General features: G+C 54.1%; 21 protein-coding genes. 8 read left to right on the top strand and 13 right to left on the bottom strand.

Annotated features, from left to right (window positions below; genetic code table 11):
• Positions 1–6: 6 nt before the first annotated feature.
• The 9 genes from atpH to asnC all read right to left on the bottom strand — a co-directional run bounded on the left by atpH (position 7) and on the right by asnC (position 7,177).
• Complete coding sequence (gene atpH / locus ACNQ0T_RS13755; RefSeq protein WP_003862369.1) at positions 7–540, bottom strand: F0F1 ATP synthase subunit delta; 534 nt, start codon at positions 538–540, stop codon at positions 7–9.
• A gap of 14 nt (positions 541–554) precedes the next feature.
• Positions 555–1,025 (bottom strand): F0F1 ATP synthase subunit B, encoded by a 471-nt coding sequence (atpF, locus tag ACNQ0T_RS13750; RefSeq protein ID WP_003862370.1) that lies wholly within the window; start codon positions 1,023–1,025, stop codon positions 555–557.
• 48 nt (positions 1,026–1,073) lie between these two features.
• A complete protein-coding gene (gene atpE / locus ACNQ0T_RS13745; RefSeq protein WP_000429386.1) occupies positions 1,074–1,313 on the bottom strand; it encodes a F0F1 ATP synthase subunit C in 240 nt (79 codons plus the stop codon).
• A gap of 49 nt (positions 1,314–1,362) precedes the next feature.
• A complete protein-coding gene (gene atpB / locus ACNQ0T_RS13740; RefSeq protein ID WP_022649873.1) occupies positions 1,363–2,178 on the bottom strand; it encodes a F0F1 ATP synthase subunit A in 816 nt (271 codons plus the stop codon).
• An 8-nt stretch (positions 2,179–2,186) separates the two neighbouring features.
• Positions 2,187–2,567, bottom strand: coding sequence for a F0F1 ATP synthase subunit I (gene atpI / locus ACNQ0T_RS13735; protein ID WP_417930147.1), 381 nt, complete (start codon positions 2,565–2,567; stop codon positions 2,187–2,189).
• 616 nt (positions 2,568–3,183) lie between these two features.
• Positions 3,184–3,807: a 16S rRNA (guanine(527)-N(7))-methyltransferase RsmG gene (gene rsmG / locus ACNQ0T_RS13730; RefSeq protein WP_022649872.1), complete on the bottom strand. Its 624-nt coding sequence runs from the start codon at positions 3,805–3,807 to the stop codon at positions 3,184–3,186.
• 107 nt (positions 3,808–3,914) lie between these two features.
• Entirely contained in the window at positions 3,915–5,804 is a 1,890-nt protein-coding gene (mnmG, locus tag ACNQ0T_RS13725) for a tRNA uridine-5-carboxymethylaminomethyl(34) synthesis enzyme MnmG (protein ID WP_022649871.1), read from the bottom strand.
• Positions 5,805–6,178: 374 nt separating this feature from the next.
• Positions 6,179–6,628: an FMN-binding protein MioC gene (mioC, locus tag ACNQ0T_RS13720; protein WP_003862381.1), complete on the bottom strand. Its 450-nt coding sequence runs from the start codon at positions 6,626–6,628 to the stop codon at positions 6,179–6,181.
• A 90-nt stretch (positions 6,629–6,718) separates the two neighbouring features.
• Entirely contained in the window at positions 6,719–7,177 is a 459-nt protein-coding gene (asnC, locus tag ACNQ0T_RS13715; protein ID WP_003862383.1) for a transcriptional regulator AsnC, read from the bottom strand.
• A gap of 151 nt (positions 7,178–7,328) precedes the next feature.
• On the opposite strand from asnC, the gene asnA reads away from it, so the two are divergent.
• Complete coding sequence (gene asnA, locus ACNQ0T_RS13710; RefSeq protein WP_003862385.1) at positions 7,329–8,321, top strand: aspartate--ammonia ligase; 993 nt, start codon at positions 7,329–7,331, stop codon at positions 8,319–8,321.
• On the opposite strand, the gene viaA is transcribed toward asnA, so the two are convergent.
• Together viaA and ravA are read right to left on the bottom strand one after the other, a co-directional pair.
• The gene (gene viaA / locus ACNQ0T_RS13705; protein ID WP_022649870.1) at positions 8,322–9,773 is read right to left on the bottom strand and encodes an ATPase RavA stimulator ViaA; all 1,452 of its coding nucleotides are present in this window, start codon (positions 9,771–9,773) and stop codon (positions 8,322–8,324) included.
• On the bottom strand, positions 9,767–11,263 hold the full coding sequence (gene ravA / locus ACNQ0T_RS13700; RefSeq protein WP_022649869.1) for an ATPase RavA: 1,497 nt from the start codon (positions 11,261–11,263) through the stop codon (positions 9,767–9,769). The genes viaA and ravA overlap by 7 nt, the downstream gene beginning before the upstream one ends.
• Before the next feature lie 222 nt (positions 11,264–11,485).
• Here ravA and kup point away from each other — a divergent pair, with 222 nt between their 5' ends.
• From kup to rbsR, 7 genes are all read left to right on the top strand, one after another.
• On the top strand, positions 11,486–13,354 hold the full coding sequence (gene kup, locus ACNQ0T_RS13695) for a low affinity potassium transporter Kup (protein ID WP_006808744.1): 1,869 nt from the start codon (positions 11,486–11,488) through the stop codon (positions 13,352–13,354).
• Positions 13,355–13,551: 197 nt separating this feature from the next.
• Positions 13,552–13,971 (top strand): D-ribose pyranase, encoded by a 420-nt coding sequence (rbsD, locus tag ACNQ0T_RS13690; protein ID WP_003862392.1) that lies wholly within the window; start codon positions 13,552–13,554, stop codon positions 13,969–13,971.
• A gap of 7 nt (positions 13,972–13,978) precedes the next feature.
• Positions 13,979–15,484, top strand: a complete 1,506-nt coding sequence (gene rbsA / locus ACNQ0T_RS13685) for a ribose ABC transporter ATP-binding protein RbsA (protein ID WP_022649867.1) — start codon at positions 13,979–13,981, stop codon at positions 15,482–15,484.
• A 4-nt stretch (positions 15,485–15,488) separates the two neighbouring features.
• Positions 15,489–16,454, top strand: coding sequence for a ribose ABC transporter permease (rbsC, locus tag ACNQ0T_RS13680; protein ID WP_022649866.1), 966 nt, complete (start codon positions 15,489–15,491; stop codon positions 16,452–16,454).
• Between the two features lie 27 nt (positions 16,455–16,481).
• Positions 16,482–17,372, top strand: coding sequence for a ribose ABC transporter substrate-binding protein RbsB (gene rbsB / locus ACNQ0T_RS13675; protein WP_003862397.1), 891 nt, complete (start codon positions 16,482–16,484; stop codon positions 17,370–17,372).
• Positions 17,373–17,480: 108 nt separating this feature from the next.
• On the top strand, positions 17,481–18,410 hold the full coding sequence (gene rbsK, locus ACNQ0T_RS13670) for a ribokinase (protein WP_417930146.1): 930 nt from the start codon (positions 17,481–17,483) through the stop codon (positions 18,408–18,410).
• A gap of 3 nt (positions 18,411–18,413) precedes the next feature.
• Entirely contained in the window at positions 18,414–19,406 is a 993-nt protein-coding gene (rbsR, locus tag ACNQ0T_RS13665) for a ribose operon transcriptional repressor RbsR (protein ID WP_417930145.1), read from the top strand.
• Here the strand turns inward: rbsR and mdtD are convergent.
• Positions 19,372–20,805 carry a multidrug transporter subunit MdtD gene (gene mdtD, locus ACNQ0T_RS13660; RefSeq protein ID WP_022649863.1) on the bottom strand — a complete coding sequence of 478 codons (1,434 nt, stop codon included), beginning with the start codon at positions 20,803–20,805 and terminating at the stop codon, positions 19,372–19,374. The genes rbsR and mdtD overlap by 35 nt on opposite strands.
• On the bottom strand, positions 20,802–21,509 hold the full coding sequence (locus ACNQ0T_RS13655; protein WP_417930144.1) for a FadR/GntR family transcriptional regulator: 708 nt from the start codon (positions 21,507–21,509) through the stop codon (positions 20,802–20,804). Before ACNQ0T_RS13655 ends, mdtD begins: the two co-directional genes overlap by 4 nt.
• Positions 21,510–21,872 lie beyond the last annotated feature (363 nt).

The raw sequence follows: 21,872 nt of genomic DNA, 5'->3' as shown, positions 1-21,872 counted from the left end.
GTCCCCTTAAGACTGCAAGACGTCTGCAAGGCGCTCAAGACGGCCGCGTACGCTGCCATCAATGACCATATCACCCGAACGGATGATTACGCCTGCCATTACAGACTTATCGATTTTGCAATTCAGCTTAACTTTGCGTGACAGACGTTTTTCCATCGCGGCGGTGATTTTCGCAAGCTGTTCATCACTCAGTTCAGTCGCGGAAGTTACTTCAACTTCAGCGGTAGCTTCACTAAGGGCACGTAAGTGCTCAAACTGCTCGAGAACATCCGGGAGCACACGGAGACGACCATTTTCCGCCATCACCTTAATCAGGTTCTGGCCGTTGGCATCCAGTTGCTCTCCGCACACGGCGATAAACGACGCGGCGAGGGTTTCAGGCGCTAACGCACCAGAAAGCAACTCGGCCATTTGTTCGTTTTTCGTCACCTCAGCGGCAAACGCCAGCATATTCTGCCAGCGATCGACATTTTGGTGTTCGACAGCAAAGTCAAAAGCTGCTTTGGCGTAGGGGCGAGCTACCGTAACAAATTCAGACATCAGCCCCTCCCTCCTTACAGTTCAGCGACAAGTTTGTCCACGATGTCGCTGTTAGCAGCTTCATCCACGGAACGTTCGATGATCTTCTCGGCGCCAGCAACAGCCAGAATCGCAACCTGCTTACGCAGTTCTTCACGAGCACGTTTACGCTCAGCTTCAATTTCAGCCTGAGCCTGTGTCACGATCTTAGTACGTTCCTGTTCTGCTTCAGCTTTGGCTTCGTCCAGGATCTGAGAACGGCGTTTGTTAGCCTGTTCAATGATTACCTGAGCTTCAGCTTTCGCTTTTTTCAGCTGGTCTGTCGCGTTGGCCTGTGCAAGGTCCAAATCTTTCTTAGCGCGTTCTGCGGAAGCCAGACCGTCAGCAATTTCTTTCTGACGTTTTTCGATGGCAGCCATTAAAGGCGGCCATACATACTTCATGCAGAACCAGACAAAGAGAATAAACGCGATGGCCTGGCCGAGGATTGTTGCGTTCATGTTCACAGCACAATACCTCTTAAATTTCTGTGGCTTGGGGTTTTAAAACAACTACTACGCGACAGCAAACATCACGTACAGACCCAGACCTACAGCGATCATTGGGATTGCATCCACCAGACCCATAACGATAAAGAACTGAGTACGCAGCAGAGGAATCAGATCAGGTTGACGCGCTGCGCCTTCCAGGAATTTGCCCCCGAGGATGCCGATACCGATCGCAGCACCGATAGCCGCCAGACCCATCATCACAGCGGCAGCCATGTACAGCAGATCCATATTCAGGTTTTCCATGACAGTCTCCAGTTTGTTTCAATTAAAACGTAGTAGTGTTGGTAAAAAATCAGTGCTCTTCAGACGCCATCGACAGATAGACGATCGTCAGAACCATGAAGATAAAGGCTTGCAGCGTAATGATCAGGATGTGGAAAATGGCCCATGGCACATTCAGAATCCACTGTGACCACCACGGCAGAAGACCCGCGATCAGAATGAAAATCAGCTCACCCGCATACATGTTGCCGAACAGTCGCAGACCCAGTGAAACAGGTTTGGACAGCAGGCTAACGCCTTCCAGGATCAGGTTGACCGGAATAAACGCCCAGTGGTTGAACGGCTGCAAGGTAAGCTCTTTCACAAAGCCGCTTACGCCTTTCATTTTGATGCTGTAGAAAAGAATCAGGATAAATACGCCCAGCGCCATCGACAGGGTGATGTTCACGTCGGCAGACGGAACCACGCGCAGGGCAGGCAGACCGAAGACATGCTCGCCGATCCACGGCAGGAAATCGATAGGCAGAAGGTCCATCAGGTTCATCAGGAAGACCCAAACGAACACGGTCAGGGCCAGCGGAGCAATCAGCTTGCTCTTACCATGGTACATGTCTTTGACGCTGCCATGGACGAAGCCGATGATCATCTCGATGAACGTCTGGAATTTCCCTGGAACACCGCTGGTCGCTCGTTTAGCAACACCGCGGAACATGGCCAGGAACAGAAGACCCAAAACCACCGAGAAGAACATGGAGTCGATGTTGATCGTCCAGAAGGTGGCCGGGGGGTTATGTGGATCCACCAGCGAGAATGTACGCAGGTCCAGCTGAAGGTTATTCAGATGGTGACCTATGTAATCCTGCGGCGTCATATTTTCTGAAGCCATGATGCCTTTTACCCTTTGTTATTGATTACAGCTGGAGCCAGAACTTGTACCACCAGCACCAAAACCCACGTTGCTATCAGCGGCATGAATACCACTTTCAAAACCGCCAGCGCCATCACCAGTAGAGCAAAGGTCAGCAACACCTTACACACTTCGCCGAGAGCGAAGGACCAGGCCACGCGGCCTTTGGCGGGTGTATGCGCCTGATGACGCCAGGCAAAAATCATAAACAACACGTTTGGCAGAACCACCGCCAAACCTCCGCACGTGGCGGAGATGCCCCAGAAGGGGTCTTTGAGGCTAAACAGCAGTCCACTTGCTATCACAGCCAGAAACTGAATGAACAGAAGCTTACGAGCAACGTTTCTACTCAAGAGCGACACAGACATCACGTTTTTACTCCTGCTCCCTTCGAGGTATGCCGCGTGTCGTATAAAACGTCCTTTAAGGCTCAGAGTCAAGCATCAAAAAGCGGTCAAATTATACGGTGCGTACCCGTGATTTCAAACATTAAGTAGCGAAAAGGTGAATAAATGTTTAAATATTTTTCCCCAGTCCTATTTTTCAACTTTTGAACTCAGTGCCAACCTTCAGGCAAAACTGCAAACAGCGCGGAAACGTTGGTGATAAAGCGTGCACGAGATCACAAAATACACATTTGCGATAAAGTGGTATTTATCAAAGACGTAAAACGATTTATTTCATCCGATTGAAATTAAAGCAAAAAAATCGCAACTATTTTTAAAACAGAGCCGTATACAACAAAAACCTTTTATTGACATTCTTAATAAATATTTAACATTTCATTCTTGTTGCCTTTACCCACTTTTAGCAGGCTGATATTTTCATGGTTGACTATCTTCAGGGTGAACGAATCACTTCAGGTTAACCATAAGAAAATCCATGGTGACAACAAGGTTAAATTAACTACGGCCAAATCAGACTGGATGTGCTGCTTTTTAACACCATCAGAACAGCACAAATTCCACATTTTTTATTAATTTTTTAAAATGTGTTTGGCTTAATTATCACCAGATGACGCTCACCTTCGAGCTGAGGGATCTGGAGTTTTTCAATGGATTCCACTGCAAAACCGTCCGGAAGCTGCTCTATTTCGTCCCCCGGAAGTTGCCCTTTCAGCGCATAAAAACGGCCCTTATCCGCCGGCAGGTGTTTGCACCAGCTCACCATGTCATTGAGTGAGGCAAACGCGCGGCTGATAACGCCGTCAAACGGTGGCTCTGCCGGGAACTCCTCTACCCTGCTCTGCACGGGCGTGATGTTTTCCAGCTTCAGCTCATGCTGAACCTGTCGTAAAAAGCGTACGCGCTTGCCCAGACTGTCCAGCAGCGTGAAATGACTCTCCGGTCGAACAATAGACAACGGAACGCCCGGCAAGCCCGGACCGGTGCCCACGTCGATAAAACGTTCACCGGTAAGATACGGCGCCACAACGATGCTATCGAGAATATGGCGAATCAGCATCTCGTTGGGATCGCGTACGGAGGTGAGGTTGTACGCTTTATTCCATTTGTTCAGCATATCGACATAGGCCACCAGCTGATTTTTCTGGTGATCGGTGAGCGAAATACCTGCCTGTTCCAGCAGACGAGAGAGTTTATTGAGCACGGTGGATACCTGTTAAGAGATTTTTCACCCGGTGGCACAGCCGCTTACCGGGCCTACGATTAAGTAGGGCGGGTAAGCGAAGCGCCACCCGCCAAAAGCAATGTTAATTACGCGCTGCGGCGCAGCATACCCTGCTTTTTCAGCCACACCAGCAGAATCGAAATCGCGGCAGGTGTGACACCGGAGATACGTGAGGCCTGGCCAATCGACACAGGTTTGTGATCGTTCAGCTTAGCGATCACTTCGTTGGAAAGCCCCGTCACCTGACGATAGTCCAGCATTTCCGGCAGTAGCGTATTTTCGTTGCGCTGCTGTTTTTCGATCTCATCCTGCTGACGCGCGATGTAACCTTCGTATTTCACCTGAATCTCGACCTGTTCAGCCGCTTCAGCGTCTTCAAGGCCCGGTGCGAACGCGGTCAGTTTGACCAGATTCTCGTAGGTGACTTCAGGACGGCGCAGCAGATCTTCACCACTGGCTTCGCGCGAAAGCGGCGCAGTTAAGTGAGCGTTCACTTCAGCAGCAGTTTCCGCCTGCGGATTCACCCAGGTGGTTTTCAGGCGCTGACGTTCCTGTTCGATACGCTCTAGCTTCTCGTTGAAGCGCGCCCAGCGTTCGTCATCCACCAGACCCAATTCGCGGCCCACCTCGGTCAGACGCAGATCGGCATTGTCTTCGCGCAGCATCAGGCGATATTCCGCACGAGAAGTAAACATGCGGTACGGTTCTTTGGTCCCCAGCGTGCAGAGATCGTCGACCAAAACACCCAGGTAAGCCTGAGAACGCGCCGGTGCCCAGCCCTCTTTCTCGGCAGAGAAGCGAGCGGCATTCAGACCGGCCAGCAGCCCTTGTGCGGCAGCTTCTTCGTACCCGGTGGTGCCGTTAATCTGGCCTGCGAAGAACAGACCCTGGATGAATTTGCTTTCCAGCGTCGGCTTCAGGTCACGCGGATCGAAGAAATCGTACTCAATAGCGTAGCCAGGACGAACGATCTTCGCGTTTTCCATCCCCTGCATTGAACGCACAATCTGCATCTGCACGTCGAACGGCAGGCTGGTGGAGATGCCGTTCGGGTAAATTTCGTTCGAGGTCAGCCCTTCAGGTTCGAGGAAGATCTGATGCTGGTTACGATCGGCAAAGCGCATCACTTTATCTTCGATCGACGGGCAATAACGTGGGCCGATCCCTTCGATCACGCCGGCGTACATTGGGCTGCGATCGAGGTTGCTGCGGATCACGTCATGGGTTTTTTCATTGGTGTGCGTGATGTAGCACGGCACCTGCTGCGGATGTTGCGCCGCATTGCCCATGAACGAGAACACCGGCATCGGGTTATCACCGTGCTGCTGTGCCAGAACGCTGAAATCAATGGTACGCGCATCAATACGCGGCGGCGTGCCGGTTTTCAGGCGGCTTACGCGCAGCGGCAGCTCACGAAGACGACGAGACAGCGGAATCGACGGCGGATCGCCCGCACGGCCACCGCTGTAGTTGTCCAGACCAATATGGATTTTACCGTCCAGGAATGTCCCGACCGTCAGCACCACCGCTTTTGCGCGGAACTTGAGACCCATCTGGGTCACGGCGCCAACAACGCGATCGTTTTCCACGATAAGATCTTCTACAGCCTGCTGGAAGATCATCAGGTTCGGTTGGTTTTCCAGCGCTGTGCGCACAGCCTGACGGTAAAGCACGCGGTCTGCCTGTGCACGGGTGGCGCGAACAGCCGGACCTTTACTCGCGTTTAGTATCCTAAACTGAATGCCCGCATGATCGATCGCTTTCGCCATCAGGCCGCCAAGTGCATCCACTTCTTTTACCAGGTGTCCTTTCCCAATGCCGCCAATCGCCGGATTACAGGACATTTGTCCCAGCGTGTCGATATTGTGTGTCAAAAGCAGGGTCTGCTGACCCATTCGCGCTGCGGCCATTGCGGCCTCAGTGCCTGCGTGACCCCCGCCAATGATGATGACGTCAAAAGGATCCTGATAAAACATGGTGGTCTGCCTCGCGTAAAGCGGTATGAAAATGGATTGAAGCCCGGGCCGTGGATTCTACTCAACTTTAGTCTTTCGAGAAAGCATTGGGATCCTGGGCTATTAAAAAGAAGATCTTTTTATTTAGAGATCTGTTCTATTGTGATCTCTTATTAGGATCGCAGACCTTTGTGGATAAGTCCGATCCCATAAATAAGATCATGCAGTTAGGAAGGATCGTTTGCTGTGAATGATCGGTGATCCTGGACCGTATAAGCTGGGATCAGATCGCCACTTTATACACAGGTCAAAAACTAAACTAACGTTGTTCTTTGGATAACTACGGGTTAATACGAGCTTTTAACCAGAGTTATCCACATCTGATCGCACGATCTTTAATCGTTTTTGAGTAAATTTTTCCATTCCGCGAGCCAGATCTCAGCTGGATCTTCGGGAATATCATGATCGAGGATGTTGATCTTCAGTGTTTCACCCAGCTGTTTTGCTCCGCAGGCGGTCACCGCAGCTTCTACTTTCTCTATGGCGCCACAGAAAGTGTCATATTCACGGCTGCCGATCCCCACAGCGCCAAACCGGACGTTTGACAGATCGGGCTGTTGTTCCAGCAGTTCGTCATATAAAGGTTGCAGGTTATCTGGCAGATCGCCCGCGCCGTGCGTGGAGGTGATCAGCAGCCAGACCCCGTCAGTCGGGAGATCTTCCAGCAGCGGTCCGTGCAGCGTTTGTGTAGAAAAGCCCGCGTCTTCCAGCTTCTCAGCCAGATGTTCCGCTACATATTCCGCACCGCCCAGGGTGCTGCCGCTGATAAGAGTAATGTCCGCCATTGATCGCTCGCTCAGATAAAGAGGCGGCCATTGTACGCTGTGAACGAGCTGGGATCTACCTGTGGAAAATGTGGGAATGAAATTGCCCGATCACGGGCGGATAGTACGCATGATCGGGTTTTGCAGGGAGATCAGGGTTTCGGTGGACTGAATTTCATCGATTGTTTGGATCTTGTTGATAAGTACCTGCTGGAGGGCGTCGATGGATCGGCACATGACCTTTATAAAGATGCTGTAGTGCCCGGTGGTATAGTACGCCTCAGTGACTTCATCCAGCGCGTTCAGCTTCTCCAGCGCGGAGGGGTAATCTTTGGCGCTTTTCAGAATAATGCCAATGAAGCAGCAGACGTCGTAGCCGAGTTGCTTCGGGCTGACATCAATGCGTGCGCCGGTGATGATCCCGGCCTGCTTCATTTTCTCTACGCGAACGTGAATGGTCCCCGGGCTGACGCCAAATTGTTTCGCCAGTTCGGCATACGCGGTGCGTGCGTTGGCCATGAGCGCTTCCAGAATGCCGCGGTCCAGATTGTCGATCTGATAATTTTCCATAGGTTTTTCTTATGAAGATTAATGATTCCTTCTATTCTAGCGTCTTATTTTAACGAATCAAAAGTGAAGGTGGCTTTTTGTTGATGGGTTATTGAATTAAGCGCCTGTTCTGTTGCTTAATCAGTATCAACAGGACGCAGGAGTATAAATAATGAAAACCGCTTACATCGCAAAACAACGCCAGATCAGTTTCGTTAAATCCCATTTTTCTCGCCAGCTGGAAGAGAAGCTTGGCCTTATTGAAGTGCAGGCGCCGATTCTGAGCCGCGTGGGTGACGGGACGCAGGATAACTTGTCTGGTTGCGAAAAAGCGGTACAGGTAAAAGTGAAAACACTGCCAGACGCCCAGTTCGAAGTGGTTCATTCCCTGGCGAAGTGGAAGCGTCAAACCCTGGGACAACACGACTTCAGCGCGGGCGAAGGGCTTTACACGCATATGAAAGCCCTTCGCCCCGATGAAGACCGCCTCTCCCCTATTCACTCTGTCTACGTTGACCAGTGGGACTGGGAGCGCGTAATGGGTGACGGCGAGCGTCACGTCGGTACGCTGAAATCTACCGTTGAGGCGATCTACGCCGGGATCAAAGCGACCGAAGCGGCCGTGAGCAAAGAGTTTGGTCTGGCACCGTTCCTGCCGGAAACGATCCACTTTGTTCACAGTCAGGAGTTGCTGAGCCGTTTCCCGGATCTGGATGCCAAAGGCCGTGAACGCGCGATCGCCAAAGAGCTGGGCGCGGTATTCCTGATCGGCATTGGCGGGAAATTGTCTGATGGTAAACGTCACGACGTCCGTGCGCCGGATTACGATGACTGGAGCACCGTGGGCGAGAGCGAATATGCCGGTCTGAACGGCGATATCCTGGTCTGGAACCCGGTTCTGGAAGATGCGTTTGAACTCTCTTCGATGGGGATCCGCGTGGATGCTGAAGCACTGAAGCGTCAGCTGGCCGTGACCGGTGATGAAGATCGTCTGCAACTGGAGTGGCACCAGGCGCTGCTGCGCGGTGAAATGCCGCAGACCATCGGCGGTGGTATTGGCCAGTCTCGTCTGACCATGCTGCTGTTGCAACTGTCCCATATCGGTCAGGTGCAGTGTGGGGTCTGGCCGCAGCAGGTACGTGAGAGCGTCGGTTCTCTTCTTTAATTAACGTCGCCAGCGTCTGAGCAGGCGGCTACGCAACCCGGTATCAAAGCGCCAGATGTGATCGAAGATGCGCATGATGCCGGGTTTTCCATGTGCAGACATCGCCACGGCATGGAAACGGTGCTGGTGCACGCGCTGCATCTCCTTCACTTTATTCACGACGTCGTCCGGCAGCCGCTGGGCAATAAAATCGGAAATCACCACCGCATCCGCGTCGTACCAGTCTCCGCCCTGCATGCGCTCAATGATGCTGCGAAAACAGCTGGCCAGATCGGTGCCGCCGCGAAAGCGCTGGCTTAAAAAGCGGATCGCCTGCTCCAGCCCCTGTGGGCTGGTCAGTTCATACCCCACCACTTCGCTGGAAAATAACATGATGTAGCAGCGACGACGATCGGCGAGCGCCACGCGCATCAGAGCCAGGCAGAACGCTTTTGCACACTGCTCGTTAAATCCCCCCATCGATCCGGACGTATCTACGCAAACAATGAATGGACCGCGCGGTTGCTCATCAAAGTCCTGATGCACCACCGGGCGCTGGCTGATTTTTTCGCGCCAGGCTTCGCCATGCAACCGATAGGTAAGAAGCTGTTTTTCCACCAGCCGACGATAAAACTCATACTCCAGTTCGGTCATTCCCAGCGTGCTGAGTTCCGTAGGCAACAGGCGCAGGATATCATCGCTTTGCTGTAAGCCGTCCACCTGCTCCGGTACGGTGGAGGGCTCGCGTACCAGCGTACGGAAGGTTTCCATCGGCGCATCTTTCTTTGGAATTGACCTGGCCTCCCGGGAACGACCAAGCTGTTCTGCAAGCTTCATCAGCTCCGGCTGTTGTGCCAGAAAGTCGCCGTACTTCACGATCAACTGATAATCGCCACGTTTTAACTGACCGGCACTCATATCCCAGAGTCGACCGGCGGCGTTTTCATTCTCCACCAGCACCTGTTCTAGCTGGCCGCTTAACGTCATCCGCTCCTGAACTTCGCTTAACAGCTGTTCGCGCTCTTCGTCCAGCAACTGCTGGTTGAGAGAGGTGGCCTGAACGACAAGACTGAGCCGCCAGCGCTGTAAAAACAGCGTATGCAGGGCGGGAGTAAAGCTGGGGTTGTCCGTGACCAGCGCTCTGGCCTGGCTGGCAAACGGGGAGTGAACGTTATCTAGCAGCGTCAGGGTTTGCTGTAGCTGGGCAATAAACTGCGGCGTTGAAAGCCGCTGGCACTGCTGGTAACCAGCCACTTCCTCTGTCAGTTCCGGCGGGACTTCCGTCTCCTTAAACCGCTGGCGCAGGTTATCGCGCCAGCGGGGAAGATCGTCCGTCATTGCTTTTCTGAGCTTCGGAAATTTTTCAAAGAAGGCCGCCAGCTGCGGTGAAGCGAGCAGGGTAATGACGACCTCTTCGATCAACCCTTCCTCGCTAACCGCCAGCATGACGTTAAGCGTGTCCAGCGTTAGCATTGACGCGCCTGTTTAATCTGCGCGCTGACATCCTGCAAGCTGGCTTCAATGCGACCTAACCAGTCGCTATGGATAAAGAGGCATTTCTGCTGCTCGCTGAAGCGCGTGTGCTGCTGATGCCATTCGTTATCCAGCGCTTCGAGCTGCTGTTTGATCTCCTCCGGAAGACTGTCAGAGGCCGTGCCCGGCAGCGCCAGGCGCGATCCCTGAAGGCTGACGTCGCGGATCACAAGGTGCTGGCTGCTGTCGACTTCCATCGACAGCGGCTGTGCAAAGCCGATACCGTTGAGTTTACCGCGGATCTCGCCGCCCTTATCCAGCCACTGAACCAGCGCAACGCGTTCGATCGTCACGTGCACCACCTGCATATCATGAAGCTTCAGCGGCTGCTGAAGAAGAAGCGTGAGCGAGGCGTCAGTCAGCTCGGCTGGCAGTTCATAGTGCGGTTTACGGGCAAACATCCCGCCAAGACGGTTCACCTTCAGCGCGGTTTTGTCACTTTGCTGCTGCTGAAGCTGAAGACGACGTTGGGCAATCGCCCCCAGTTGATTAAGCATGGATTGCTGACCCCACGCGTGCCCGGTCATCAAAACGTCCAGCTGCTGCTGCATCAGATTCATCCCTTCTGCGTCGTGCCACAGACAGTCTTTCAGCAGGATCAGATCGATGGGGGCGACAGCATCGCGGCCGCTGAACAGGGCGCTTGCCTGAAGCAGACGAATGGCTTTTTTCCAGCGACGGTCGGAGACGTACGGCGCGGAGGGCAATAAATCAAGCTGCTGGCGCAGCATGAAGATCAGCTCAAAGACGGCATCGGGCAGCTTAATTTTGCCTATCTCTTCCTGCCACTGGTCATACTCTTCGTCCGTGACCTGTAATGATGGTGCCACCGGATTTTCGTTTTCGTCCTGCTGGCTTACCAGCATTGAGCGGAAGTTCGATTTGTCCTGGACTTTATCCAGCCACAGGCGGATCAGCATGCGGTCATACAGCGCTTCCAGGCTGCTGTCGGCTTCGGGAAGTTCGTTAGACGCGGCCACCAGCAACCGCATGGGGATCTTCTCTTCGCTCGCGCCGTTGCGGAAGCGGCGTTCGTTGATTGCCGTCAGCAGGGTATTCAGAATGGCCGGGCCGGCTTTCCAGATCTCATCAAGAAAGACGATTTCCGCTTCCGGGAGATAGCCCGCCGTCAGACGTTCATAGCGTCCCTCATCTTTTAACGCCTGAATGGAGAGCGGGCCGAAAACTTCTTCCGGCGTGGAGAAGCGCGTCATCAAATACTCGAATGCGCGAGCGTTCTGGAAAGCGAATTTGAGGCGGCGTGCGATCAGACTTTTGGCAATGCCCGGCGGACCCAGCAGAAACACGCTTTCCCCGCTCAGCGCCGCAAGTAAACAGAGGCGAATGGCGTGGCTACGCTCGTATAGGCCTTTCTCCAGCGCACTGCTGAGGCGGGAAATTCTTTCTGCTAATAAATGTGAGTGAGCCATAATAGTTTTGCATCCTTTCGCCGTCGTGGCGGCTAATTGAAGCGAGTATAGACGTTTCGGTCTGGCCTGGTAATAGGCTGAAGTGCGGCGCTATTTTCTTTGCGCTACATTAATGCGGCTGCATTTAGGGGTACGATTTTGCATTGAATCGTGCATACTGTGCGCTTTTTGTGGGCCAAGGGACTAAGCACACATTTGTTATTCAAACGAAAAGACTAGTCTATGAGCACTGATAATAAGCAATCATTACCCGCAGTAACGCTTGCAGCGATCGGGGTTGTCTACGGTGATATCGGCACCAGCCCGCTTTATACGCTTCGTGAATGTTTGTCCGGTCAGTTTGGTTTTGGTGTAGAGCGTGACGCCGTATTTGGTTTCCTCTCGCTCATCTTCTGGCTGCTGATCCTGGTGGTCTCCCTTAAGTATCTCTCTTTCGTTATGCGGGCTGATAACGCGGGCGAGGGCGGTATTCTGACCCTGATGTCCCTTGCTGGGCGCAATACGTCTGCAAGAATGACCTCCGTGCTGGTCATCATTGGCCTGATTGGCGGCAGCTTCTTCTATGGGGAAGTCGTGATTACGCCAGCGATTTCGGTGATGTCGGCCATAGAGGGGCTGGAGATTGTCGCGCCACAGCTTGATACGTGGGTGGTGCCACTCGCTATTATCGTGCTGACGTTGCTGTTTGCTATACAAAAACACGGTACCGGGCTGGTGGGTAAGCTGTTCGCGCCTATTATGCTGGCCTGGTTCCTGATCCTGGCGGCGCTGGGCTTACGCAGTATTATCGCCAATCCGGATGTCCTGCATGCGCTGAACCCAATGTGGGCGGTGCATTTCTTCCTGGAATATAAAGTGGTGTCGTTTGTGGCGCTGGGCGCGGTAGTGCTTTCCATTACCGGTGTTGAAGCGCTGTATGCAGATATGGGCCACTTCGGGAAACTCCCAATTCGCGTCGCCTGGTTTAGCGTTGTTCTGCCTTCACTGGTGCTGAATTACTTCGGCCAGGGCGCGCTGCTGCTTGCCCATCCTGAAGCGATTAAAAACCCGTTCTTCCTGCTGGCGCCGGACTGGGCGCTGGTTCCGATGCTGATCCTGGCGACGCTGGCGACGGTCATTGCCTCTCAGGCTGTTATTTCCGGCGTATTCTCCCTGACGCGTCAGGCCGTGCGTCTGGGGTATCTCTCGCCGATGCGCATTATCCATACCTCTGAGATGGAGTCAGGCCAGATCTACATTCCGTTCGTCAACTGGCTGCTCTATTTCGCGGTGGTGATTGTTATCGTCAGCTTCGAGCACTCCAGTAACCTGGCGGCGGCGTACGGTATCGCGGTGACCGGAACGATGGTGTTGACCTCTATTCTCTCCACCACCGTGGCGTACCGTAACTGGCACTGGAATAAGTTCCTCGTGGGGCTGATCCTGGTTGGCTTCCTCTGTATCGACGTACCGCTGTTCTCTGCGAACCTCGATAAGATTGTCTCCGGTGGCTGGCTGCCGCTGACGCTGGGTCTGGTGATGTTCATCGTGATGACGACGTGGAAGAGCGAACGTTTCCGCCTGCTGCGTCGTATGCATGAGCACGGTAATTCTCTGGAGGCGATGATCGCCTCGCTGGAGAAATCCCCGCCGGTGCGAGTGCCGGGTACGGCGGTGTATATGTCTCGTGCGCTGAACGTGATCCCGTTTGCGCTGATGCATAACCTTAAGCACAACAAAGTGCTGCACGAGCGCGTGATCCTGCTGACGCTGCGTACCGAAGATGCGCCGTATGTTCACAACGTGCGACGCGTACAGATTGAGCAGCTGTCGCCAACCTTCTGGCGCGTGGTGGCAAGCTACGGCTGGCGCGAAACGCCGAACGTGGAAGAGGTATTCCACCGCTGCGGTCTGGAAGGGTTGAGTTGCCGCATGATGGAGACATCGTTCTTTATGTCCCACGAGTCGCTGATCATCGGCAAGCGCCCATGGTATCTGCGCCTGCGCGGCAAGCTGTATCTCATCCTGCAACGTAACGCCCTGCGTGCGCCTGACCAGTTTGAGATCCCGCCTAACCGCGTGATTGAGCTGGGGACGCAGGTCGAGATTTAAGTCCTTTTAAAAAATGCCGGGTGGCGCTGTGCTTACCCGGCCTACCAGATCCTCAACATACCCGCCAAAATCACCTCAATATTTCACTTAGCGAAACGTTTCGACGTTGATCACAAATCCGTTACGTCATGATGGTTTTCTGAACACTTCTGCGGCTACACTGTTTTTAGCGAAACGTTTCGCTAGTGGAGCAAAAAATGAAGAAAGGCACAGTACTCAACTCAGAAATCTCATCGGTGATTTCCCGTCTTGGGCATACCGATACGCTGGTGGTTTGCGATGCAGGCTTACCGGTTCCGCGCAGCACAACCCGTATCGATATGGCGTTAACGCAGGGCGTACCCTCGTTCATGCAGGTACTGGAAGTCGTGACGGCGGAGATGCAGGTTGAGGCGGCCATTCTCGCGGCGGAAATCAAACAACATAATCCGCAACTCCACGAAACGTTGCTCAGCCACATTGAGCAACTGCAACAGCACCAGGGAAACACCATAGAAATTCGTTACACAACGCACGAGCAGTTCAAACAACAAACCGCAGACAGTCAGGCGGTGATTCGCAGCGGGGAGTGTTCCCCGTATGCGAATATCATTCTCTGTGCTGGCGTCACCTTCTGAGGCCATCATGGACGCATTACTGCAACTCAAAGGGATCGATAAGTCGTTCCCGGGCGTTAAAGCCCTCTCTGGCGCGGCGCTGAACGTCTATTCCGGGCGCGTAATGGCGCTGGTGGGCGAAAACGGCGCGGGCAAATCCACCATGATGAAAGTGCTGACCGGTATCTACCAACGCGATGCCGGTTCGCTGCTGTGGCTGGGTAAAGAGACCACCTTCAACGGCCCGAAATCCTCTCAGGAAGCGGGCATTGGCATCATCCACCAGGAGCTGAACCTGATCCCGCAGCTCACCATTGCGGAGAACATCTTCCTCGGCCGTGAGTTCGTGAACCGGTTTGGCAAAATCGACTGGAAAACCATGTATGCCGAAGCGGACAAACTGCTGGCGAAGCTGAATCTGCGCTTTAAGAGCGACCGACTGGTGGGCGACCTTTCCATCGGCGATCAGCAGATGGTGGAGATCGCGAAGGTGCTGAGCTTCGAGTCGAAGGTCATCATTATGGATGAACCGACCGACGCCCTGACCGATACCGAAACCGAATCCCTGTTCCGCGTGATCCGTGAGTTGAAATCCCAGGGGCGCGGCATTGTCTATATCTCTCACCGCATGAAAGAAATTTTCGAGATCTGCGACGACGTCACCGTCTTCCGCGACGGGCAGTTCATTGCCGAGCGAGAAGTGGCCACGCTGACCGAAGATTCGCTGATTGAAATGATGGTGGGACGTAAGCTCGAAGACCAGTATCCGCGTCTGGACAAAGCGCCAGGAGAGATCCGCCTGAAGGTGGATAACCTCTGCGGGCCGGGCGTGGATGACGTCTCCTTTACCCTGCGCAAGGGCGAGATCCTTGGCGTCGCGGGCCTGATGGGCGCGGGACGTACCGAACTGATGAAAGTGCTCTATGGCGCACTGCCGCGCACCAGCGGCTACGTTACCCTTGACGGCCATGAGGTAGTCACCCGCTCGCCGCAGGATGGCCTGGCGAACGGCATTGTCTATATCTCCGAAGACCGTAAGCGTGACGGCTTAGTGCTGGGCATGTCGGTAAAAGAGAACATGTCCCTGACCGCGCTACGCTATTTCAGCCGCAGCGGCGGCAGCCTGAAACATAAAGATGAGCAGCAGGCGGTCAGCGATTTTATCCGTCTCTTTAACGTTAAAACCCCATCGATGGAGCAGGCGATTGGCCTGTTGTCCGGCGGTAATCAGCAGAAAGTGGCGATTGCCCGCGGGTTGATGACGCGCCCGAAAGTACTGATCCTCGATGAGCCAACTCGCGGCGTTGACGTGGGCGCGAAAAAAGAGATCTATCAGCTGATTAACCAGTTCAAGGCCGACGGTCTGAGCATCATTCTGGTCTCTTCCGAGATGCCAGAAGTATTAGGCATGAGCGATCGCATTATCGTCATGCATGAAGGGCATCTCGGCGGTGAATTCACTCGCGAGCAGGCCACCCAGGAAGTTCTGATGGCTGCCGCTGTGGGCAAGCTTAATCGCGTGAATCAGGAGTAAGAAGATGACTACCCAGGCTGTTTCTGGTCGCCGCTATTTCACAAAGGCATGGCTGATGGAACAAAAATCGCTGATTGCCCTGCTGGTGCTGATCGCGATTGTCTCGACCATGAGCCCGAACTTTTTTACCGTTAATAACCTGTTCAATATTCTTCAGCAGACCTCCGTCAACGCCATTATGGCGGTGGGGATGACGCTGGTGATTTTGACCTCGGGTATCGATCTGTCCGTCGGTTCCCTGCTGGCGCTCACCGGTGCGATTGCCGCGTCGATTGTCGGTATTGAGGTCAACGCGCTGGTGGCCGTTGCTGCTGCGCTGGCGGCAGGTGCGGCAATTGGCGCCGTAACCGGCGTGATTGTGGCGAAAGGTCGCGTTCAGGCGTTCATCGCCACGCTGGTGATGATGCTGCTGCTGCGCGGTGTGACCATGGTGTACACCAACGGCAGCCCGGTGAATACCGGCTTTACCGAAAACGCCGATCTATTTGGTTGGTTTGGTATCGGACGCCCTCTGGGTATCCCGACGCCAGTCTGGATCATGGCTATCGTCTTCCTGGCGGCATGGTACATGCTGCATCATACCCGTCTGGGTCGTTATATTTATGCGCTGGGCGGTAACGAATCGGCAACGCGTCTGTCCGGTATTAGCGTCAACAAAGTTAAAATTATCGTTTACTCCCTGTGCGGTCTGCTGGCATCTCTGGCGGGCATCATCGAAGTGGCGCGCCTCTCTTCCGCGCAGCCAACGGCGGGTACGGGCTATGAGCTGGATGCCATCGCGGCAGTGGTTCTGGGTGGTACGAGCCTTGCGGGCGGTAAAGGTCGCATTGTTGGGACATTGATCGGCGCACTGATCCTCGGTTTCCTGAATAATGGTTTGAATTTGTTAGGTGTTTCCTCCTATTACCAGATGATCGTTAAGGCAGTGGTGATTTTGCTGGCGGTACTGGTAGACAACAAAAAACAGTAACTGACGACACTACAGGACATCTTAGATATGAACATGAAAAAACTGGCTACCCTGGTTTCTGCTGTCGCGCTGAGCGCAACCGTAAGTGCTAACGCCATGGCGAAGGACACCATCGCGCTGGTTGTCTCTACCCTGAACAACCCGTTCTTCGTCTCCCTGAAGGATGGCGCGCAGAAAGAAGCAGACAAACTGGGTTACAACCTGGTGGTGCTGGATTCTCAGAACAACCCGGCGAAAGAGCTGGCTAACGTTCAGGACTTAACCGTTCGTGGTACCAAAATCCTGCTGATCAACCCAACCGATTCCGACGCGGTCGGTAACGCCGTGAAGATGGCAAACCAGGCGAAGATCCCGGTAATCACCCTGGACCGTCAGGCGACCAAAGGCGACGTTGTTAGCCATATTGCGTCTGATAACGTACTGGGCGGCAAAATCGCCGGTGACTACATCGCGAAGAAAGCAGGTGAAGGCGCGAAAGTGATCGAGTTGCAGGGTATCGCCGGGACTTCCGCGGCCCGTGAACGTGGTGAAGGTTTCCAGCAGGCTGTAGCGGCGCACAAATTTAACGTGCTGGCGAGCCAGCCGGCAGACTTCGACCGTACAAAGGGTCTGAACGTCATGCAGAACCTGCTGACCGCGCATCCTGATGTGCAGGCGGTATTCGCACAGAACGACGAAATGGCGCTCGGTGCGCTGCGTGCGCTCCAGACTGCGGGTAAATCAGATGTGATGGTTGTCGGATTTGACGGCACGCCGGATGGTGAAAAAGCAGTAAATGATGGCAAACTGGCTGCGACCATTGCTCAGCTGCCTGAGCAGATTGGCGCGACTGGCGTGCAAACTGCCGATAAAGTGCTGAAGGGCGAAAAAGTTCAGGCCAAATATCCTGTTGACCTGAAACTGGTCATTAAGCAGTAAAGGCGATTCAGGCAGTCGCTGGCTGCCTGAGGGACACCAAATAAAAGAAAAGTGTGGCATACGCCACCGGGTAATACCGGTGGCGCTCTCAGATGGACACCTCAATACATGAAAACCGCAGGCAACCTCGTCGTCCTTGGCAGTATCAATGCCGATCACATTCTTAACCTTGAAACGTTCCCCACTCCGGGCGAAACCGTCACCGGCAATCAGTATCAGGTCGCGTTCGGCGGTAAGGGTGCAAACCAGGCAGTTGCCGCCGGACGCAGCGGGGCAAATATCGCGTTTATCGCCTGTACGGGTGATGACGATACCGGCGAGCGCGTACGCAAACAGCTGGCAAGCGACAACATCGACATCGCACCCGTCAGCGTGGTTGCAGGGGAATCTACCGGCGTGGCGCTGATTTTCGTCAATGCGGAAGGTGAGAATGCCATCGGTATTCATGCGGGGGCTAATGCCGCGTTAACGACTGAACGCGTCGAAGCGCAGCGTGGGATCATCGCCGGAGCGGAAGCCCTGCTGATGCAGCTGGAGTCACCGGTTGAAAGCGTGCTGGCCGCTGCGAAAATTGCGCATGAAAATCATACGTCTGTCGTACTTAACCCGGCGCCTGCCCGTGTATTATCAGACGAGCTGCTGGCGCTGGTGGATATCATCACCCCGAACGAAACCGAAGCGGAAAAGCTGACGGGTATCCGTGTCGAAAATGATGACGATGCCGCGCGTGCCGCGCTTGCGCTGCATGATAAAGGCATCGGCACCGTGATCATCACCCTCGGCAGCCGTGGGGTGTGGGCTAGCGTCAATGGCGAAGGCCGTCGCGTACCGGGCTTTAAGGTCAAAGCCATTGATACCATCGCCGCAGGTGACACCTTCAACGGTGCGCTGGTAACGGCGCTGCTGGAAGGAAAAGCAATGGATGACGCGATTCGCTTCGCGCATGCCGCCGCCGCGATTGCGGTGACGCGTAAAGGCGCTCAGCCTTCTGTTCCATGGCGTAAAGAGATTGATGAATTCTTAAGTCAGCAGGGGTAACGCTTGGCCACAATGAAAGATGTCGCCCGTATGGCGGGCGTTTCTACCTCGACTGTCTCCCACGTTATCAATAAGGATCGCTTCGTCAGCGAGGCGATTCGGGAGAAAGTTGACGCTGCAATTAAAGAACTCAACTATGCGCCGTCTGCGCTGGCCCGCAGCCTGAAGCTTAACCAGACGCGCACCATCGGCATGCTGATCACCGCCAGTACCAACCCTTTTTATTCTGAACTGGTGCGCGGCGTGGAGCGCAGCTGCTTCGAGCGCGGCTACAGCCTGGTGCTGTGCAATACCGAAGGCGATGAGCAGCGCATGAACCGAAACCTGGAGACGCTGATGCAAAAACGCGTCGACGGGCTGCTGCTGCTCTGTACCGAAACGCATCAACCCTCGAAAGAGATTATCCAGCGCTACCCTTCTATTCCTACGGTCATGATGGACTGGGCACCGTTCGACGGCACCAGCGATCTGATCCAGGATAACTCGCTGCTGGGTGGCGATATGGCGACCCAGCATCTGATAGATAAAGGTCATACCCGCATTGCCTGTATTACCGGCCCGCTGGATAAAACCCCGGCGCGCTTGCGTCTGGAAGGCTATCTTTCGGCCATGGAACGGGTGGGGCTTGCCATTCCTGATGGCTATCGCATCACCGGCGATTTCGAATTTAATGGTGGATTTGAAGCAATGCAGAAACTGCTGGCGCAAGAGCCGCGCCCGCAGGCGGTGTTTATCGGTAACGATGCGATGGCATTCGGAGCTTATCAGGCGCTGTATCAGGCGGGATTACGTGTTCCGGACGACATGGCGATCGTCGGTTATGATGATATCGAACTGGCGCGCTACATGACGCCGCCGCTGACCACCATTCATCAGCCGAAGGATGAACTGGGTGAGCTGGCTATCGATGTGTTGATCCACCGCATGGCTCAGCCCACGCTGCAACAGCAACGTTTGCAGCTTACTCCTGTTCTGATGGAACGCGGTTCGGTTTAGCCTTATCTTTATGACGCTCTTTAATCAGGTTCCGGCCGTCTTTTGGTTTTAACAACATAAAGACCACCGCCGATACCACGGTAAGCGCGCCCATGGTGATAAAGGTATAGTGGAACTGCTCAACGGTATTTGTACCGTCAAACCCTTCATAAAAACGCAGTACCGCCGCGCTCACGGCAACCCCGAGGCTGATCGACAGCTGTTGAGTGACCGCCAGTACGCTGTTGCCGCTGCTGGCATTCTCGTCGGTGAGGTCCCCAAGGGTGATGGTGTTCATCGACGTAAACTGCGTCGACATGGCCATACCCAGCACAAACAGCGGCAGGATCAGCATCCAGATGGGTAACGCCGCAGATTGCAGGGAGAACTGCGCAATCATCAATCCAATAAAGATCGTCACGCCAACCAGCGTCTTACGATACCCAAACCAGCGCAGCACCTGCGTGACCGTCGATTTTGCCAGAATTGAGCCCATCGCTGTGGGGGCCATCATGCAGCCAGCAATCAGGGCCGGATAGCCGAAACCGACCTGGAGCATCAGCGGCATCAGGAACGGTACGCAGCCCGTGCCCAGACGCGAGGCAATATTGCCCGCGATCCCGACGGAAAACGTTCGGGTGTTAAACAGAGATAAAGAGATAAGCGGTGTCGGATGGCGACGCGCATGACGGATATATAGAAGGAACAGCAGAATACCGCTAAGGATGATGGCCAGCGCCAGCCACGTCGCTACGATTTTCTCGCCAAACAGCTCCATCCCGCTGGAGAACAGGACCAGGCTCAGGCCAAACAGGAAGAAGCCGCCCATATCGAAGCTGCGTCGTGGTGTGGTGAAGTTCGGCATATATTTGCGGGCATAGATTAGCCCTGCCACACCAATCGGAATATTAATCAGGAAGATCCAGTGCCAGCTTGCCCAGGTCACCAGTACGCCGCCGAGAACCGGGCCAAGTATCGGGCCGACCAGCCCCGGCATAGTCACAAAGTTGAGCACCGGGAGCAGTTCGCTGCGCGGATAGGCGCGCAATAACGCCAGACGCGCGACGGGCATCATCATCGCGCCGCCTATCCCCTGTAGAACGCGGAAGATAACCAGTTCCGTCAGAGAGGTAGAGAGGGCGCAAGCCAGAGAACCGAGGGTGAACAGCGTCACCGCCAGCATAAACACTTTGCGCGTGCCGAAACGATCGGCCAGCCAGCCGCTGACCGGAATGAGCATCGCCACCGTCAGGGTATAACTGATGATGGCGGATTGCATCGCCAGTGGGGAGCGGTTAAGGCTTTGGGCTATTGCGGGAAGGGCGGTATTGAGGATAGTGGCATCCAGTGCCTGCATAAAGAACGCCATGGCTGCAATCCACGGCAATCCGGCCATACTGCGTGCTTTTTTCTCTGTCATTTATTTACCTGCTGGTGGGTTGGCGCGGCCAGCAACGCCTGGCACGCACTCAGGGCTCGCTGCCCGTCGCTTTCCTGAATGGCATCGACTATCGCCTGATGCAGATCCAGCTTCACCACCTCATCCTGTGTGATAGAGGCAAAGTAAGTGTGGTACACAGAATGGAATAAAGAAGCAAAGGAGGTCAGGAAAGGATTTCCGCTCATATTATAGATATGTTCATGCCAGGCCATATCGACTTCTATCCAGCGCTCGCGGTCAAAGTGCTTTTTCAGATCCACCATCTCTTCCATAAAAGTATTGAGCTGCGCTTTTTGCTCTGCTGTGCCGAGCGTGGCGGCAAGCAGACAGGCCTGAGGCTCAAGACTGCTGCGCATGACCAGAAAGTGATCGACGACCTGATTAAAGTTATCTTCGGTCATCCACCAGGTGAGCAACTCCTGATCGAGAAAGTTCCAGTTCCCCTGAGGCATAACGCGGGTGCCAATGCGCGGGCGTGGAAGCACCATCCCTTTCGCCGTTAATGTTTTTACCGCTTCGCGAACGGCGGTACGGCTTACACCAAACTGATCCCCCAGCTCCATCTCGCTGGGCAGGATGCTACCTGGGGCATATTTACCCGCTAAGATCAGCTGAGCCAGCTTTTCTGCCAGCACATAGGACAGGTTTTTTTGAGCTGCCAGCTGTTGTGCGCTTAATGGCATCGCTTTTATTCCTTAAATATTGATGCGGCTAATTATGCCATCTCAGGTGTGATTGTGGTTGCAGATACATCAATTAGAACAATTTGTAGCTTGATCTCATCGCTTTTGGTGAAAAAAAACACGGTCAGAAACTTTTTTTAAATTACCTCTTGTCACTTCAGAAGAACTCCCTATAATGCGCCTCCACTGACACGGAACAACGGCACGCAAGCCGCCGGGTCAGCAGAGAAAAGAAAAATAAACGCTTGACTCTGAAGCGGGAAGGCGTAATATGCACACCCCGCGCCGCAGCGAAAACGTAGCGGCACTGCTCTTTAACAATTTATCAGACAATCTGTGTGGGCACTCAAAGTGACATGGATT

Origin of the sequence: Enterobacter cloacae complex sp.6700776 (assembly GCF_048284255.1) — a bacterium.
Classification (GTDB): Bacteria; Pseudomonadota; Gammaproteobacteria; order Enterobacterales; family Enterobacteriaceae; genus Enterobacter; species Enterobacter intestinihominis.
Note: the sequence above shows the minus strand (reverse complement) of the source record. Positions and strands in the feature narration are given on the sequence as shown.

What these genes read in the sequence shown, in the direction of transcription:
- atpH (WP_003862369.1), bottom strand. Translation starts at nt 540, where the DNA reads ATGTCTGAATTTGTTACGGTAGCTCGCCCCTACGCCAAAGCAGCTTTT.
- atpE (WP_000429386.1), bottom strand. Translation starts at nt 1,313, where the DNA reads ATGGAAAACCTGAATATGGATCTGCTGTACATGGCTGCCGCTGTGATG.
- atpB (WP_022649873.1), bottom strand. Translation starts at nt 2,178, where the DNA reads ATGGCTTCAGAAAATATGACGCCGCAGGATTACATAGGTCACCATCTG.
- atpI (WP_417930147.1), bottom strand. Translation starts at nt 2,567, where the DNA reads ATGTCTGTGTCGCTCTTGAGTAGAAACGTTGCTCGTAAGCTTCTGTTC.
- mnmG (WP_022649871.1), bottom strand. Translation starts at nt 5,804, where the DNA reads ATGTTTTATCAGGATCCTTTTGACGTCATCATCATTGGCGGGGGTCAC.
- mioC (WP_003862381.1), bottom strand. Translation starts at nt 6,628, where the DNA reads ATGGCGGACATTACTCTTATCAGCGGCAGCACCCTGGGCGGTGCGGAA.
- asnC (WP_003862383.1), bottom strand. Translation starts at nt 7,177, where the DNA reads ATGGAAAATTATCAGATCGACAATCTGGACCGCGGCATTCTGGAAGCG.
- asnA (WP_003862385.1), top strand. Translation starts at nt 7,329, where the DNA reads ATGAAAACCGCTTACATCGCAAAACAACGCCAGATCAGTTTCGTTAAA.
- viaA (WP_022649870.1), bottom strand. Translation starts at nt 9,773, where the DNA reads ATGCTAACGCTGGACACGCTTAACGTCATGCTGGCGGTTAGCGAGGAA.
- ravA (WP_022649869.1), bottom strand. Translation starts at nt 11,263, where the DNA reads ATGGCTCACTCACATTTATTAGCAGAAAGAATTTCCCGCCTCAGCAGT.
- kup (WP_006808744.1), top strand. Translation starts at nt 11,486, where the DNA reads ATGAGCACTGATAATAAGCAATCATTACCCGCAGTAACGCTTGCAGCG.
- rbsD (WP_003862392.1), top strand. Translation starts at nt 13,552, where the DNA reads ATGAAGAAAGGCACAGTACTCAACTCAGAAATCTCATCGGTGATTTCC.
- rbsA (WP_022649867.1), top strand. Translation starts at nt 13,979, where the DNA reads ATGGACGCATTACTGCAACTCAAAGGGATCGATAAGTCGTTCCCGGGC.
- rbsC (WP_022649866.1), top strand. Translation starts at nt 15,489, where the DNA reads ATGACTACCCAGGCTGTTTCTGGTCGCCGCTATTTCACAAAGGCATGG.
- rbsB (WP_003862397.1), top strand. Translation starts at nt 16,482, where the DNA reads ATGAACATGAAAAAACTGGCTACCCTGGTTTCTGCTGTCGCGCTGAGC.
- rbsK (WP_417930146.1), top strand. Translation starts at nt 17,481, where the DNA reads ATGAAAACCGCAGGCAACCTCGTCGTCCTTGGCAGTATCAATGCCGAT.
- mdtD (WP_022649863.1), bottom strand. Translation starts at nt 20,805, where the DNA reads ATGACAGAGAAAAAAGCACGCAGTATGGCCGGATTGCCGTGGATTGCA.
- ACNQ0T_RS13655 (WP_417930144.1), bottom strand. Translation starts at nt 21,509, where the DNA reads ATGCCATTAAGCGCACAACAGCTGGCAGCTCAAAAAAACCTGTCCTAT.